General features: G+C 68.4%; 16 protein-coding genes. 9 read left to right on the plus strand and 7 right to left on the minus strand.

What is annotated here, in order from left to right; translation table 11 throughout:
• Positions 1-3: 3 nt before the first annotated feature.
• On the minus strand, positions 4-273 hold the full coding sequence (locus tag H531_RS0104715; protein ID WP_022798211.1) for a DUF485 domain-containing protein: 270 nt from the start codon (positions 271-273) through the stop codon (positions 4-6).
• A 239-nt stretch (positions 274-512) separates the two neighbouring features.
• Complete coding sequence (locus H531_RS0104720; RefSeq protein WP_022798212.1) at positions 513-3,032, minus strand: AMP-binding protein; 2,520 nt, start codon at positions 3,030-3,032, stop codon at positions 513-515.
• A gap of 128 nt (positions 3,033-3,160) precedes the next feature.
• Here H531_RS0104720 and acs point away from each other — a divergent pair, with 128 nt between their 5' ends.
• Positions 3,161-5,107 carry an acetate--CoA ligase gene (acs, locus tag H531_RS0104725; RefSeq protein WP_028490653.1) on the plus strand — a complete coding sequence of 649 codons (1,947 nt, stop codon included), beginning with the start codon at positions 3,161-3,163 and terminating at the stop codon, positions 5,105-5,107.
• A 7-nt stretch (positions 5,108-5,114) separates the two neighbouring features.
• Here the strand turns inward: acs and H531_RS0104730 are convergent, their stop codons facing one another.
• The 5 genes from H531_RS0104730 to H531_RS14245 all read right to left on the minus strand — a co-directional run bounded on the left by H531_RS0104730 (position 5,115) and on the right by H531_RS14245 (position 7,838).
• Entirely contained in the window at positions 5,115-5,366 is a 252-nt protein-coding gene (locus tag H531_RS0104730; RefSeq protein WP_022798214.1) for a membrane protein, read from the minus strand.
• Positions 5,366-5,665: a hypothetical protein gene (locus tag H531_RS0104735; protein ID WP_022798215.1), complete on the minus strand. Its 300-nt coding sequence runs from the start codon at positions 5,663-5,665 to the stop codon at positions 5,366-5,368. The genes H531_RS0104730 and H531_RS0104735 overlap by 1 nt, the downstream gene beginning before the upstream one ends.
• An 88-nt stretch (positions 5,666-5,753) precedes the next feature.
• A complete protein-coding gene (locus H531_RS0104740; RefSeq protein ID WP_022798216.1) occupies positions 5,754-6,143 on the minus strand; it encodes a nuclear transport factor 2 family protein in 390 nt (129 codons plus the stop codon).
• Positions 6,144-6,146: 3 nt separating this feature from the next.
• Complete coding sequence (locus H531_RS0104745) at positions 6,147-7,691, minus strand: acyl-CoA mutase large subunit family protein (protein WP_022798217.1); 1,545 nt, start codon at positions 7,689-7,691, stop codon at positions 6,147-6,149.
• A 9-nt stretch (positions 7,692-7,700) separates the two neighbouring features.
• Entirely contained in the window at positions 7,701-7,838 is a 138-nt protein-coding gene (locus H531_RS14245) for a hypothetical protein (protein ID WP_022798218.1), read from the minus strand.
• 71 nt (positions 7,839-7,909) lie between these two features.
• Here H531_RS14245 and H531_RS0104755 point away from each other — a divergent pair, with 71 nt between their 5' ends.
• From H531_RS0104755 to H531_RS0104790, 8 genes are read left to right on the plus strand one after another with little or no spacing between them, the layout of a single operon-like run.
• A complete protein-coding gene (locus H531_RS0104755) occupies positions 7,910-8,218 on the plus strand; it encodes a winged helix-turn-helix transcriptional regulator (protein WP_022798219.1) in 309 nt (102 codons plus the stop codon).
• A complete protein-coding gene (gene minD / locus H531_RS0104760; RefSeq protein ID WP_022798220.1) occupies positions 8,215-9,027 on the plus strand; it encodes a septum site-determining protein MinD in 813 nt (270 codons plus the stop codon). The genes H531_RS0104755 and minD overlap by 4 nt, the downstream gene beginning before the upstream one ends.
• Positions 9,027-9,248: a cell division topological specificity factor MinE gene (gene minE / locus H531_RS0104765; RefSeq protein WP_022798221.1), complete on the plus strand. Its 222-nt coding sequence runs from the start codon at positions 9,027-9,029 to the stop codon at positions 9,246-9,248. The genes minD and minE overlap by 1 nt, the downstream gene beginning before the upstream one ends.
• 3 nt (positions 9,249-9,251) lie before the next feature.
• The gene (rodA, locus tag H531_RS0104770; RefSeq protein WP_022798222.1) at positions 9,252-10,331 is read left to right on the plus strand and encodes a rod shape-determining protein RodA; all 1,080 of its coding nucleotides are present in this window, start codon (positions 9,252-9,254) and stop codon (positions 10,329-10,331) included.
• Between the two features lie 39 nt (positions 10,332-10,370).
• Positions 10,371-11,438, plus strand: coding sequence for an ABC transporter ATP-binding protein (locus H531_RS15225; RefSeq protein ID WP_022798223.1), 1,068 nt, complete (start codon positions 10,371-10,373; stop codon positions 11,436-11,438).
• On the plus strand, positions 11,431-12,291 hold the full coding sequence (locus tag H531_RS0104780; RefSeq protein WP_022798224.1) for an ABC transporter permease: 861 nt from the start codon (positions 11,431-11,433) through the stop codon (positions 12,289-12,291). The genes H531_RS15225 and H531_RS0104780 overlap by 8 nt, the downstream gene beginning before the upstream one ends.
• Positions 12,288-13,067 carry an ABC transporter permease gene (locus tag H531_RS0104785; protein WP_022798225.1) on the plus strand — a complete coding sequence of 260 codons (780 nt, stop codon included), beginning with the start codon at positions 12,288-12,290 and terminating at the stop codon, positions 13,065-13,067. The genes H531_RS0104780 and H531_RS0104785 overlap by 4 nt, the downstream gene beginning before the upstream one ends.
• Positions 13,067-14,101, plus strand: coding sequence for a polyamine ABC transporter substrate-binding protein (locus H531_RS0104790; RefSeq protein WP_022798226.1), 1,035 nt, complete (start codon positions 13,067-13,069; stop codon positions 14,099-14,101). The genes H531_RS0104785 and H531_RS0104790 overlap by 1 nt, the downstream gene beginning before the upstream one ends.
• Positions 14,102-14,133 lie beyond the last annotated feature (32 nt).

The raw sequence follows: 14,133 nt of genomic DNA on the forward strand, positions 1-14,133 counted from the left end.
GCTTCACCTCCCGAGGATCCGCTTCACCCGCTCGTCGTAGTAGGCATTGGCCCAGCGGGTGTAGATCCAGTTGAGCACCCAGGCGGAAACGATAACCAAGGCCCCAAGGAGGATGCCCCAGCTGAGGCCGGGGACGATCTGGCTCCCCATGAACCCCTTGGCGTAGGCCACGAGGAGGACGAAGCCCAGGTAGATGAGGAGCATGGCTCCGGTCAGGATGAGGGCCATGCGCCACCGTTCGGCCACGAGGGCCTCCAGCTCCTTTTCCTGCATTCTCCACCTCCCCCCGCTAGGCCTGGCCGCAGGGCCCTGCCCCTAAGCGGTCTTTCCCGGCCTAGCGGTTAGCCCTGAGGGTAGGTGGGGGGAGGGGGGATTGTCAAGAAAAGGGCCCTTTCCCGGGGACGGCGAAAGAGGGGCTTTTATTCCCTATTGCCTTTGGTTTCTGCGCTTAAGACCTCGCGGGAACGTGCTACCGGGGCCCCCAGGCGGGCCCAAGCCCGCATGGGGTAGGATTACTCCTCGAGCCCCGAGGTGTCCCCCGGGTCCTGGCCCAAGAGCTCGGCCTTGAGGAGGCGCCTTAGGATCTTGCCGCTCCGCGTGCGGGGGAGGCGCTCGGCGAAGACCACCCTGGGGGGAGGGATGGGGCCCAGATTCTTGGTGAGGTGGGCCTTGAGCTTTTCCGCCAGAAGGGGCTTCAGCTCCTCGGGCAGGGCCTTGACCCGGGGTACCACGAAGACCACCAGCTCCTCCCCCTCGGGGCCGGGGAGGCCTATGGCGGCAGCCTCGGCCACCTGGGGGTGGCTGAGGAGGACGGCCTCCACCTCCGCCGTCCCTAGGCGGGCCTCGCCCACCTTGATCATCTCCTCCGTCCGGCCCAGGATCTGGAAGTAACCCTCCTCGTCCATCACCGCCAGGTCCCCGGTCCAGTAGAGGCCGCCCCGCCAGGGCCCCTCTCCGTCCAGGAGGCCCACCATCTGGGCCGGGCCTGCCCGGAGGAGGACGAGGTGGCCCTTGGCCCCGGGGGGGAGGACCTCCCCCCGCTCGTCCACCACCCGGGCCTCCACCCCGGGAAGGGGTACCCCCACGAACCCGGGCTTGGCGGGCACCCCCAAGGGGGTGGCCAGGGCCGGGGCCCCGAGCTCCGTCTGCCACCAGTTGTCCAGGGGCCAGGCGAGGTGGTCCCGCGCCCAGTGCCAGACCTCGGGGTGGAGGGCCTCCCCCACGCTCCCCACCAGCCTTAGCCCCGTGGGCCGGGCCTCCCCGTGGCGCCTCAGGGCAGCGAGGAAGGCGGGGGAGGTGAGGAGGAGGTCCACCCCTAAGGTCCGCATCCGCTCGTAGAAGGCGGCGGGGCTCGGGTGGTCGGGGCGGTCCTCCAGGAGGAGGCTCGTCCCCCCCAGGAACAGGGGGGCGTAGAGGCCGAAGGAGTGGCCCACGATCCAAAAGAGGTCCGCGGTGGTGTGGAAGAGCTCCCCAGGCTTCAGGTCAAAGAGGTAGCGCAGGGCCCAGGCCACCCCCACCATGTACCCCCCGTGGCCGTGGAGGATGCCCTTGGGCTTCCCCGTGGAGCCGGAGGTGTGGAGGAGGAAGAGGGGGTGGTCGGCGGGGAGGGGGAGGGGCTCGGCGGGCCTCGCCTCCAGGGCCCTTTCCAAAAGCTCCCCCGTGCCCCTCGGGGCCCAGAGGACCTCGAGGCCGAGCCCCCGGGTCGCCTCCTCCACCAGGGGCCGCAAGGGGACGGGCTGGCCCCGGCGGTAGTAGCGGTCCGCGGCCACAAGGAGCCTGGCCTGGGAGGCCTTAAGCCTCTCCCGCAGGGCCTCCGGGCCCAGGCCCACCGGCAGAGCCACGTGGACCGCCCCGATCCGGGCCGCGGCCAAGGCGGCGAGGGCCGCCTCCAGCCCCGTGGGCAGGTAGAGGGCCACCCGGTCCCCGGGCCGCACCCCCAGGCTGAGGAAGAGGCCTGCGAGGCGCGCCGAGAGCTCCCCCACCTCCCGGTAGGTCCACTTGGAGAGCCCTCCCTCCCCGTCCAGGACCACAAGGGCCACCTGCCTGGCCCTTGCCGGCAGGTGGCGGTCCAGGGCGTTGAGGGCGGCGTTGGTGAGCCCCCCTCGGAACCAGAGCCGGCTTTCGGGGTCAAAGGCCTGCTCCCAGGGCCGGAACCAGTGGAACTCCCGGGCGAAGCCTCCAAAGAAGCCCTCTGGGTCCTGGAGGCTTTCCCGGTAGGCCTCCGCATACCCTCGGAGGTTCGCTCCCTGACGGAGGGCTTCCGGGGCCTCGAGGGGGGCGGGGCTCTCCAGGGGCCTAGGGGCCTCGGGGAGGCGCACCACAGGCGCCTCCGGGCGCAGGTGGGGGGTAACCTGGGCCACCTCCAGGAGGGCCCGGGCCAGCCTGGGGAAGGCGAAGGGGAAGCGGCGGGTGGGCACCTTGACCCCGATGGCCCCCACCAACCTGCCCTCGGGGTCAAAGAGGGGGGCGGCGATCCCCGAAACCCCCAGGGCGTACTCCTCCATCTCCACCGCGAGCCCGCTCTCCCGCACCCGCCTGAGCTCCGCCTCCAGGGCCTCGGGGTCGGTGAGGGTGAAGGGGGTCTTGGGGGTGAGGGGGGGCAGGGGAAAGGGCCCGAAGGCCAGGAGGACCTTGCCCAGGGCCAGGGCGTGCCACTCGGGGGGGAAGCTTTCCCCCAGGGGGTGGGGCTGGCCCTGCCGCCCCCGGGTCCTGAGCCTCGGCCCCTCCGGCCCCAGGAGGAGGAGGTAGGAGCGTTCCCCCGTGCGCAGGTAGACCTCCTCCAGGGCCTCCTCGAGGGGGTAGGGCAGGGGCGGGGCCTTGGGGGACGGGCCCGGGATGGGCCGGTACCCCCGCTCCCCCTTGACGGCAAAGCCCGCCTCCACCAGGCTGTTGAGGAGGGCGTAGGCGGCGGAGAGGCTGCGCCCCAGGTGACGGGCCACCTCCTTGGCCCCGACCCCTTCGGGGTGCTCCGCCAGGTAGGCCAGGGCCTTGAGGGCGGCCTGAACGGTGGCGAGGCTCCGCCTTTGGGCCATCCTTCCCCATCATCCCAAGCCCTCCCTTCTGGGTCAAGAAACGCCCCCCCTTTCCGCCGGGGCGAAAAAGCTGGCGTTTCTTGACCCTTTTGCACCTCGGGGCTAACCTCGGGACGAAGGAGGTGACCGTGGACCGGATTGAAGGGGTGCTCAAGGAGGAGCGGGTCTTCTACCCGAGCGAGGCCTTCCGGAAGCAGGCCCATATCGGGAGCGAGGAGGAGTACGAGCGGCTCTACCGGGAAAGCCTTCAGGACCCCGAGGGCTTCTGGGGAAGGGTGGCCTCGGAGCTCCACTGGTTTACCCCCTGGCAGAAGGTCCTGGAAGGGGGCCTCCCCCACGCCAAGTGGTTCGTGGGGGGCAGGACGAACCTGGCCTTTAACGCCCTGGACCGCCACGTGGGGACCTGGCGCCGCAACAAGGCGGCCCTCATCTGGGAGGGGGAGCCGGGGGAGGAACGGGTCCTCACCTATTACGACCTGTGGCGCGAGGTGCAGAGGTTCGCCAACGTCCTCAAGCGCCTTGGGGTCCAGAAGGGGGACAGGGTAACGCTTTACCTCCCCATGGTCCCCGAGGCGGCCATCGCCATGCTGGCCTGCGCCCGCATCGGGGCCGTGCACTCCGTGGTCTTCGGGGGCTTCTCCTCTAATGCCCTAGCCGAGCGCATCAAGGACGCCCAGGCCAAGGTGCTCATCACCGCCGATGGGGGCTTTCGCCGGGGCGGGATCGTCCCCTTGAAGCGGAACGCCGACGAGGCCCTCAGGGAGACCCCCAGCGTGGAGCACGTGGTGGTGGTGCGGCGCACGGGGGAGGAGGTGCCCTGGACCCCGGGGCGGGACCACTGGTGGCACGAGCTCATGGAGGCGGCCCCGGACCGCTGCGATCCCGAGCCCGTGGAGGCCGAGGACCCCCTCTTCATCCTCTACACCTCGGGCTCCACGGGGAAGCCCAAGGGGGTGTTGCATACCACGGGCGGGTACATGACCTACATCTACTACACCACCAAGCTCGTTTTTGACCTGAAGGACGAGGACGTCTACTGGTGCACCGCCGACGTGGGCTGGGTCACCGGGCACTCCTACGTGGTCTACGGACCCCTCTTGAACGGGGCCACCACCCTGATGTACGAGGGGGCCCCCAACTGGCCCGAGCCCGACCGCTTCTGGCGGATCGTGGACAAGTACGGGGTGACCATCCTTTATACCGCCCCCACCGCCATCCGGAGCTTCATGCGCTGGGGCGAGGGCTGGCCCGCCCGCCACCGCCTGGACTCCTTGAGGCTCCTCGGCACCGTGGGCGAGCCCATCAACCCCGAGGCCTGGCTCTGGTACTACCACGTGATCGGCAAGGGCCGCTGCCCCATCGTGGACACCTGGTGGCAGACGGAGACCGGGGGCATCATGATCACCACCCTCCCCGGCGCCCACGCCATGAAGCCGGGGCACGCGGGCAAGCCCTTCTTCGGCATTGCGCCCGACATTCTGGACAGCGAGCATCGCCCTGTGGAGAACCCCGACGAGGGGGGAGACCTGGTGATCACGCGCCCCTGGCCGAGCGCCCTCCGCACCGTCTGGGGCGACCCCGAGCGCTTCCTCCGCCAATACTTCAGCCAGCACCCAGGGGTCTACACCACAGGCGACGGGGCGCGGCGGGACAAGGACGGCTACTACCTGATCCAGGGCCGGGTGGACGACGTCTTGAACGTGGCCGGGCACCGCCTGGGCACCATGGAGATTGAGTCCGCCCTGGTGGCCCATCCCAGCGTGGCCGAGGCGGCGGTGGTGGGCCGGCCCGACCCCCTCAAGGGGGAGGCCATCGTGGCCTTCGTGACGCTGAAGGGAGGGGTGGAGCCCAGCGAGGCCCTCCGGGAGGAGCTCCGGGCCCATGTGGCCAAGATGATCGGCCCCATTGCCCGCCCCGACGAGATTCGCTTCACCGAGGCCCTGCCCAAGACGCGTTCGGGCAAGATTATGCGCCGCCTCCTCCGCCAAGTGGCCGCCGGGGAGAAGGAGATCAAGGGGGACATCACCACCCTCGAGGACCTCTCCGTGGTGGAGCGGCTGAAGCAGGAGGCCTGATCGGACCCTACTGCCGGCGCCCCAGGGCGAAGAGGACCCCCCCTAAACCCAAGGCGGCGAGCCCCGTGAGGGCGCTCGCCGCCCAGGGGGGGAGGTAGGCGGCGAGGAGGAGGTAGAAGGCGGCGAAGAGGAACCCGACCCCTCCTAGGGCCAAGCTGAAGGCCAGCAGGAGGAAGAGGGCCCCCTCCAGGAGGGCGAGGAGGTTCTTGCGGAACTCCCCGCCCAGGAGAAGGCCGAAGAGGGCGCGGAGAAGGGCCACTAGCGCTTGAGCAGCCGGCCCAGGAGCAGGCCCGCCGCGAAGAGGAGGGCCCCGGTGAGGAGGGGCCTTTCCTTGAGCTCGCCCTCGAGGCGCTTCAGGCTCTCCTGGAGCTGGCCCAGGAGCTCCTTGGCCTCGGCCTCCGCCACCTCTGCCCCGGCCTTGATCCGCCCCTTCACCACCTCCTTGCGCTCCATGAGCTCCGCCTTGAGGCCTTCGGCCAGCTTGGCCAGGTCCTCCTTGAGGCTCGTCAGATCCTTTTTCAGGCTGTCCAACTCCTTGCTGAACTCCGTTTCGGCCATAAATCCCACCTCCTTGGCCTCATTGTAAGGGATCGCCCACCCCGGGGAAAGGCTAGGCGGGGCCTCTTGCGAGCCCGAAAGGACGGCCTCAGCCTCCGGCCGGGCTTTTGTGGACGTGGACCACTTTCCAGCCCTCGGGAAAGCGCACCGCCACCCGGCTCTCGTTCACCGCCCGGTGCCTGAGGCCTTCCTCTTCCTCCACGGTAAGGAGAAGGGTGTAGCTGAAGATGGCCACATCCCCGTACCGCTGGAGCCTTTTCTCCAGAAGGTCCAGCCGGTAGGGCCGGCCCCTCGTAGCCCAGCGCTTTTCCGTCATGAAAAGGTGGAAGGGGAGGCCGTCTAAGCGGTGGGGGGTCACGAACCACTCGTAGAGGGATAGTTCCTCGTGGGTGGTGGCCCGGTACCCCTCGAGGTCCCCCTCGTAGATGCTCTTGAGGTGCCTTTCCAAAAAGGTCCACAGCTCCGCCTCGCCCTCCACGCCTCACCTCCCGGGCTGGTACTCCCCCCACTCCTCCCTTAGGACCCCGCAGACCTCCCCCAGGGTGGCCCTTCGGCGGAAGGCCTCCAGGACGTAGGGGAAAAGGTTCTCCTGGCCCCTTGCCGCTTCCCGCAGGCGCTCCAGGCCTACCCGGACGCTCTCCCCGTCCCGCCTCGCCTTGAAGGCGGCCACTTCCCGCTTCCTCCTTTCGTGGAGCTCGGGGTCTATCCGCTGCACCGGCACGGGCTCGTTGAGGGGGCTTTGCGGGTCCAGGAAGCGGTTCACCCCCACGATGACCCTCTTGCCCTCCTCCACCTCCTTCTGGAACTGCCAGGCGGACTCCTCAATGGCCCTTTGGAAGTAGCCCGCCTCCACCGCCGCCACCGCGCCCCCCAGGGCATCAATCTCTCCGATGAGCCTCTCCGCTTCCTTCTCCAGGGCCTCGGTGAGGTGCTCCACGTAGAAGCTGCCCCCTAAGGGGTCCACGGCCCGGGTCACCCCGCTCTCGTAGGCCAGGATCTGCTGGGTCCTTAGGGCGAGGAGGGCGCTTTTTTCCGTGGGGAGGCCTAAGGCCTCGTCGTAGGCGTTGGTGTGGAGGCTCTGCGTTCCCCCGAGCACCGCCGCCAGGGCCTGGTAGGCGGTGCGTACCACGTTGTTCAAGGGTTCTTGGGCCGTGAGGGTGGAGCCCCCGGTCTGGGTGTGGAAGCGGAGCATCCAGCTCCTCGGGTCCTTGGCCCCGAACTCCTCCCGCATGATCCGGGCCCAGAGGCGCCTCGCCGCGCGAAACTTGGCCGCCTCCTCAAAGATGTCCCCATGGGCGGCGAAGAAGAAGGAGAGCCTGGGGGCGAAGCGGTCCACCTCGAGGCCCCGCTCCAAGGCCGCCCGCACGTAGGCCTTGGCGTCCGCCAGGGTGAAGGCGATCTCCTGGGCGGCGGTGGCCCCCGCTTCCCGGATGTGGTAGCCGGAGATGCTGATGGTGTTCCACCGGGGGACGCGCTCGGCGCAGAAGGCGAAGATGTCGGTCACGAGGCGCATGGAGGGGCCGGGGGGGTAGATGTAGGTGCCCCGGGCGAAGTACTCCTTGAGGATGTCGTTCTGCACCGTGCCCGACACCTTGTCCCAGGGGACCCCCTGTTCTTCGGCCACCAGGAGGTAGAGGGCGAGGAGCATCATGGCCGGGGCGTTGATGGTCATGCTGGTGGAGACCCGGTCCAGGGGGATTCCGTCAAAAAGCCTCTGCATGTCCTCGAGGGTGGCGATGGAAACCCCGACCCGCCCCACCTCGCCCACGCTCATGGGGTGGTCGGGGTCCAGGCCAAGCTGGGTGGGGAGGTCAAAGGCTACGGAGAGCCCGGTCTGGCCCTGGGAGAGGAGGTACCGGTAGCGGGCGTTGGACTCCTCGGCGGTGGAGAAGCCCGCGTACTGGCGCATGGTCCAGGGCCTTTCCAGGTACATCCTCGGGTAGATGCCCCGGGTAAAGGGGTACTCCCCCGGGCGGCCGAGCTTCTCCCGGTAGCCCTCCGGCAGGGACTCGTAAAGGCCTTCCATACCCTAGTTTTACAGGAGGAAGCGGAGGAGGAGAAGAAAGGCGAAAAGCGCCCCCAGGATCAGGAGGAGGGGGGGAAGGAGAAGGCTGTAGGTGGCCAACACCAGGGCCAGGAAGTCCTTCCAGTCCGGCTTGGATTCCCCGTCCACGCCCCCAGTATAGCCCCGCCCTTCCCGGGCCTGGGGTACAGGGCCGCGCCCGCCTCTGGTAGCATGAGGCCATGCCCCTCTCCAAGAACGCCCGCAAGGTGCTGAAGGTCCTCGCCCGACGGGGCGCTCCGGAGGTGCTGGAGGCCTTGGGCCGGGGGCCTTCCCGCTTTTCCGATCTCCAGGCCTTCCTCCTCCTTTCCCCCCGAACCCTGGCGGAGAGGCTAAGGGAGTTCCACCTCCTGGGCTTCGTGGAGCGCCAGGCCTTCCCCGAGGTGCCTCCTCGGGTAGAATACACCCTGACCCCGCGGGGCAAGCGGGTTTTGGAGTTTTTGCAAGAATTGGAGGACGTATTGGAGGGTTCCCAGGAGGTAAAGCGGTGAAGGCGCGAGCCATTGTGGTCACCTCGGGCAAAGGTGGGGTGGGAAAGACCACCACCACCGCCAACCTCGGAGCGGGCCTGGCCAAGCTGGGGGAGAAGGTGGCGGTCATTGACGTGGATGTGGGCCTCCGGAACCTGGACGTGGTCATGGGCCTCGAGGGCCGGGTGGTCTTTGACCTCATTGACGTCCTCGAGGGCCGGGCCAAGCCCCGCCAGGCCCTCATCCGGGACAAGCGGGTGGAAAACCTCTACCTTCTCCCCGCTTCCCAGACCAAGGACAAGGAGGCCCTGGACCCGGCCCGGTTCCAGGACCTGGTCCGCCACCTCCTCGAGGAGGAGGGCTTTGACCGGGTGCTCATTGACTCCCCCGCCGGCATAGAGAAGGGCTTCCAGACGGCGGCGGCCCCGGCGGAAGGGGCCCTGGTGGTGGTGAACCCGGAGGTCTCCAGCGTCCGGGACGCCGACCGCATCATCGGCCTTCTGGAGGCCCGGGAGATCCGGGAGAACTTCCTCATCATCAACCGGCTGAGGCCCAGGATGGTGGCCCGGGGGGACATGCTCTCGGTGGAGGACGTGGTGGAGATCCTGGGCCTCAAGCCCATAGGTATCATCCCCGAGGACGAGCAGGTCCTGGTCTCCACCAACCAGGGGGAGGTCCTGGTCCTTAAAGGGACGAGCCCCGCCGCGGTGGCCTACCTGGACACCGCCCGGCGCCTGCGGGGGGAGGAGGTTCCCTTCCGGAACCTGGGGCTGGACTCGGACGCCCAGGGGCTTCTTGGTGTCTTGCGCAGGCTCTTTGGAGGGCGCTGATGTGGTGGCGTAGGAAGAGCAAGGACCGGGCCAAGGAGCGCCTGAAGCTCGTGCTGGCCTACGACCGGGCCAGGCTCTCCCCGGGCCTCGTGGAGAACCTCAAGCGGGACCTCCTGGAGGTCCTGCGCCGCTACTTCCCCGCCCACGAGGAGGGGCTTTCCGTGGCCCTGGAGGAGCGGGGGGAGAAGATGGTCCTGATCGCCGACATCCCCTTGAGGTGAGGCTTGACCCTGAGGCGGCCCAACCTCCTGGCCTACGACTGGGGCCTGGTCCTCCTGGCCCTGACCCTCACGGTGGTGGGCCTTTTCAACCTGAAAAGCGCGGCCCCCGATCCCGGGCTGGTGGCCCGGCAGCTGGTGGCCCTCCTCCTTGGCCTGGGCCTGGCCGCGGGGGTGCAGTTCCTTTCCCGCCGCACGGTGTTTGCCCTGGCCTACCCCCTCTACGCCCTCTCCCTGGTCCTCCTGGTCCTGGTCCTCGGGGTGGGGCGGGAGGTCAACGGGGCCCGGGCCTGGTTCGTGGTGGGGCCCCTCCAGTTCCAGCCCCTCGAGCTGGCCAAGCTCGGCCTGGCCTTGGCCCTGGCCCGCACCTTGGAGGGCCGGCCCATAAGGCGGGTTTGGGACTACTTCCTCCCCGGCCTCCTCACCCTTCCCGTGGCCGCCCTCCTCCTCCTCCAGCCCGACTTAGGGGGCACCATGGTGGTCCTCTTCGGGGTGTTTTCCATGCTCTTCGCGCGGGGGCTGCCATGGAAGCACCTTCTGGTGGGGGCCTTGACCCTGGTGGCCCTGGTCCCCACCGTGGTCTGGCCCAACCTGAAGCCCTACCAGCGGGAAAGGGTCCTCATCGTCCTGGACCCCTACCGGGACCCCCTGGGCCAGGGCTTCCAGGTGATCCAGTCCACCATCGCCATCGGCTCGGGCGGCCTCTTCGGCAAGGGGTACGGCCAGGGGACCCAGACCCAGCTCGGCTTCGTCCCCTTCCGCCACACGGACTTCGTCTTCGCCGTCTGGGCGGAGGAGTGGGGCTTTGTGGGGACGGTGGCCCTCCTGGCCCTCTACGCCCTTCTCCTCCTCCGCCTCTTCTCCTTGGCCCTGGAGTGCCCCAGGCTCTCCGACCGCCTTTTCCTCGCCGGGGTGGGGGGGATGCTGGGGTTCCAGGTCCTGGTGAACCTGGGGGTGGCCTTGGGGGTGATGCCCGTGACCGGCCTCACCCTGCCCCTTTTTTCCTACGGGGGGTCCAGCCTCGTCTCCACCCTCCTCTCCTTGGGGCTCGTCCTTCTCGTCCACCGGGACCGGGCCGAGCCCTAGGGGCTTGCCCGGAGGCTCAGGGTTGCTAAACTGGGCCCCGTGGCCGGGGACGCGCTGGTGCGCCTCGTTGGGGTGCGCAAGAGCTTCGGCGGGACGGTGGCCCTGGACGGGGTGGACCTGGAGATACGGCGGGGGGAGTTCTTCAGCCTGCTCGGACCCTCGGGTTGCGGCAAGACCACCCTTCTCAGGCTCCTTGCGGGCTTTGAGACCCCCGACGGGGGCCGCATAGAGATTGGGGGCAAGGACATGGCCGGGGTCCCCCCCTACCAGCGGCCGGTGAACACCGTCTTCCAGAACTACGCCCTCTTTCCCCACATGACCGTGGTGGGGAACATCGCCTTCGGCCTCCGGATGAAGGGCCTCCCCCAGGAGGCCATCCGCCGCAAGGTGGCCTGGGCCTTAGAGCTGGTGGACCTCCTGGGCCTCGAGGGCCGCTATCCCCGCGAGCTTTCCGGGGGGCAGCGGCAGCGGGTGGCCTTGGCCCGGGCTTTGGTGCTGGAGCCCGAGGTGCTCCTCCTGGACGAGCCCCTCTCCGCTCTTGACCTCAAGCTCCGCCAGGAGCTAAGGGTAGAGCTCATGCAGCTCCAAAGGAGGCTCGGCACCACCTTCATCTTCGTCACCCACGACCAGGAGGAGGCCCTGGTGATGTCGGACCGGATCGCCGTGATGCGTTCGGGCCGCATTGAGCAGGTGGGCCTGCCCGACGAGGTCTACGAGCGGCCCAGAAACCGCTTCGTGGCCGAGTTTCTGGGCCGCTCCAACTTCCTTCCCGCAAGGCCCCACCCCCTAGGGGCGGAGACCCCCCTTGGCCCCCTGCGCCTGCCCCGCCCCCTGGAGCGGGAGGCCGTCTTGGTCATCCGCCCGGAGAAGATCCGCCTCTACCCGGCGAACGGGGCCTTTAGCCGGGAGAACCTGGTGCGGGCCCGGGTGGAGGAGATCGTCTACACGGGGGCGGAGAACCAGTACTTCCTCCGGTCCGGGGAGGTGCGGCTCCTGGCCTACACCCTGAACCAGGACCTGCAGGAGCCCGGATCCGAGGAGTTTGCCTACGGGGAAGAGGTTCTGTGCTACCTTCCCCCGGAAAATCTGGTGGTGCTCCATGAATGAGGCCGCTACCCCCGCCCAGCGCCTCCTCCGTGTCCTGGTCACCGTGGGGCCTGGGGGGCTTTGGCTCCTCCTCTTCGTCCTCCTGCCCACCCTCCTCGTCCTCTTGGCCTCCTTCCTGAGCCGGGGGCCCTACGGGGAGCTCCAGGGGCCCCTGACCCTAAAGAACTACGCCCGCCTCCTCGAGGCCCCTTACCTCGAGGCCTTTGCGGAGAGCCTTCTCGTGGGGGGTCTCGCCACCCTCCTCTCGGCCCTTTTGGGCTACCCCCTGGCCTTCTACATCGCCCGCCACCCCAGGCGGGACCTCCTCCTCTTTCTCCTCCTCCTGCCCTTCTTCACCAACTTCCTCATCCGGGTCTACGCCTGGCTCGTCCTCCTCCAGCGGGAAGGCCTGGTGAATGCCCTTCTCCAGGCCTTTGGCCTCGGGCCCTTCGCCTTTTATCCCTCCTTTTTCGCCGTGCTCCTGGCCACGGTCTACACCTTCTTGCCCTTCTTCGTCCTCCCCGTCTACGCCAGCGTGGAGCGCATAGACTGGCAGCTTCTGGAGGCCGCCTACGACCTGGGGGCGAGGCCCGTGAGGGCCTTCCTCCACGCTGTCCTTCCCCAGACCTATCCAGGGCTTTTCGCGGGGAGTGTCTTGGTCTTCATCCCCGCCATGGGCACCTTCGTGGTGGCGGACCTCCTCGGGGCGGGGCGGGTGGTCCTCATCGGCAACCTCATCCAGCAGCAGTTCGGCCTCTCCCGCGACTGGGCCTTCGGGGCCGCCTTGAGCGTCTTCCTCATGGGCTTCGTCCTTCTCGCCCTTTACCTTTACGCGAGGACCCAGGGGGAAAGGGGGCTTGAGGAGCTGGTATGAGGCGGCTTCTCTCCCTCCACGCCCTCTTCGTTTACCTCTTCCTCTACCTGCCCATCCTGGTCATCGCCGCCCTTTCCTTCAACGAGGGCCGGCGGGGGGTGCGCTTCACCGGCTTCACCCTAAAGTGGTACCAGGACCTTTTCCAAGACCCACGGGTCTTGGAGTACTTGGCCAACACCCTGGTGGTAGCCTCCGTTTCCACCCTGGTCTCCACCGTCCTCGGGACCCTCCTCGCCCTGGGTCTTGTGCGCTATCGCTTCCCCGGAAAGGGCCTATTGCGCTACCTCCTTTACATCCCCGTGGTGGTGCCGGACGTGGTCATGGGGATCTCCCTGCTTCTCCTCTTCGCCTTTTCCCGCGAGCTTTTCGGCTTTCCCCGCCTTTCCCTCACCACGGTGATCCTCGGGCACATCACCTTCCAGGTGGCCTTCGTGACCCTGGTGGTGCGCTCGAGGCTCCTCCTCTTGGACCCCGCCCTCGAGGAAGCCGCCCGGGACCTGGGGGCACGGGGCCTAAAGACCTTCCTCTACGTGACCCTGCCCCTGGCCTGGCCGGGGGTGGCGGCGGGGGCGCTGCTTGCCCTCACCCTCTCCCTGGACGACTTCGTAGTTACCTTTTTCACCGCCGGACCCGGGGCCACCACCCTGCCCCTCTACATCTACTCCAGCGTGAAGCTCGGGGTGAGCCCTAAGGTCCACGCCCTCTCCACCCTGGTGGTGGGCCTTTCCGCCTTCTTCCTGGCCTTGGGGTATGCTCTTAGCCGGAGGCGCGTGTGATGCGGAAGGCTGTTTTTCTCCTTCTGGCCCTTCTCCTCACCGCCTGCCCCAGGCGGACGGGGGAGAGCACCCTCTACTTCCTAAACTGGGCCGAGTACATCCCCGAGACGCTGGTCAAGAAGTTTGAACGGGAGGCCGGGGTCAAGGTGGTCCTGGACACCTTTGAGTCCCCCGAGGCCATGTTAGCCAAGCTCAAGGCGGGGGCGGACCGGGAGTTCTCCCTGGTGGTGGCCCCGGATTACTACGTTTTGCAGATGGCCCGGGAGGGGCTGCTCGCCCCTCTAGACCGGGGCAGGCTCAAGAACCTGGCCAACCTGGACCCCTTCTTCCGGGATCCCCCCTATGACCCCGGCCTCGGGTACTCCGTCCCCTACCTCTGGGGCACCACGGGCCTGGCCTACCGGCAGGACCTGGTGAAGGGCCCTGTGGACTCCTATGGGGTCTTCTTTGATCCGGCCCGTCAGGTGGGGCCCTTCCTCCTCCTGGACGAGATGCGGGAGACCATTGGGGCGGCCCTCCGGTACCTGGGCTACTCGGTGAACACCAGGGACCCGGAGGCCCTGGAGAAGGCCAAGGAGCTCCTCATCGCTGCCAAGAAGCGCTCCGTGGGCTTCGCGGGAGGGGTGGAGGCCCTGAACCGAATCCTGGCGGGGGACGCCGCCCTCAGCCTCGCCTACTCCGGGGACGTCCTCCAGGCGAGGCAGGAGGACAAGCGGCTCCGCTACGCCCTGGCCAAGGAGGGGGGAACCCTTTGGACCGATGCCATGGTGGTCCCCAAGCGGGGCCCCGCCCAGGACCTGGCCTACCGCTTTATGGACTTCCTCCTCCGGCCGGAAAACGCTGCCGAGCTCGCCACCTACACCCGGTACGCCACCCCGGTGGCCAAGGCCCTCCCCCTCCTCCCTGAGGCCATGCGGAAGGACCCTACCGTCTTCCCGCCGGAGGAGGTGCGGGGGAAGCTGGAGTACCTGAAGGACCTGGGGCCTGACATCGCCCTGTACGATCGGGTCTGGACCGAGGTTAAGGCCAGGTAAACCCCCAAAGGGGGAGGGTTGGGGTAGGCTAG

Origin of the sequence: Thermus islandicus DSM 21543 (assembly GCF_000421625.1) — a bacterium.
GTDB classification, from domain to species: Bacteria; Deinococcota; Deinococci; order Deinococcales; family Thermaceae; genus Thermus; species Thermus islandicus.

What these genes read in the sequence shown, in the direction of transcription:
- H531_RS0104715 (WP_022798211.1), bottom strand. Translation starts at nt 273, where the DNA reads ATGCAGGAAAAGGAGCTGGAGGCCCTCGTGGCCGAACGGTGGCGCATG.
- H531_RS0104720 (WP_022798212.1), bottom strand. Translation starts at nt 3,032, where the DNA reads ATGGCCCAAAGGCGGAGCCTCGCCACCGTTCAGGCCGCCCTCAAGGCC.
- H531_RS0104735 (WP_022798215.1), bottom strand. Translation starts at nt 5,665, where the DNA reads ATGGCCGAAACGGAGTTCAGCAAGGAGTTGGACAGCCTGAAAAAGGAT.
- H531_RS0104745 (WP_022798217.1), bottom strand. Translation starts at nt 7,691, where the DNA reads ATGGAAGGCCTTTACGAGTCCCTGCCGGAGGGCTACCGGGAGAAGCTC.
- H531_RS0104755 (WP_022798219.1), top strand. Translation starts at nt 7,910, where the DNA reads ATGCCCCTCTCCAAGAACGCCCGCAAGGTGCTGAAGGTCCTCGCCCGA.
- minE (WP_022798221.1), top strand. Translation starts at nt 9,027, where the DNA reads ATGTGGTGGCGTAGGAAGAGCAAGGACCGGGCCAAGGAGCGCCTGAAG.
- H531_RS0104780 (WP_022798224.1), top strand. Translation starts at nt 11,431, where the DNA reads ATGAATGAGGCCGCTACCCCCGCCCAGCGCCTCCTCCGTGTCCTGGTC.
- H531_RS0104785 (WP_022798225.1), top strand. Translation starts at nt 12,288, where the DNA reads ATGAGGCGGCTTCTCTCCCTCCACGCCCTCTTCGTTTACCTCTTCCTC.
- H531_RS0104790 (WP_022798226.1), top strand. Translation starts at nt 13,067, where the DNA reads ATGCGGAAGGCTGTTTTTCTCCTTCTGGCCCTTCTCCTCACCGCCTGC.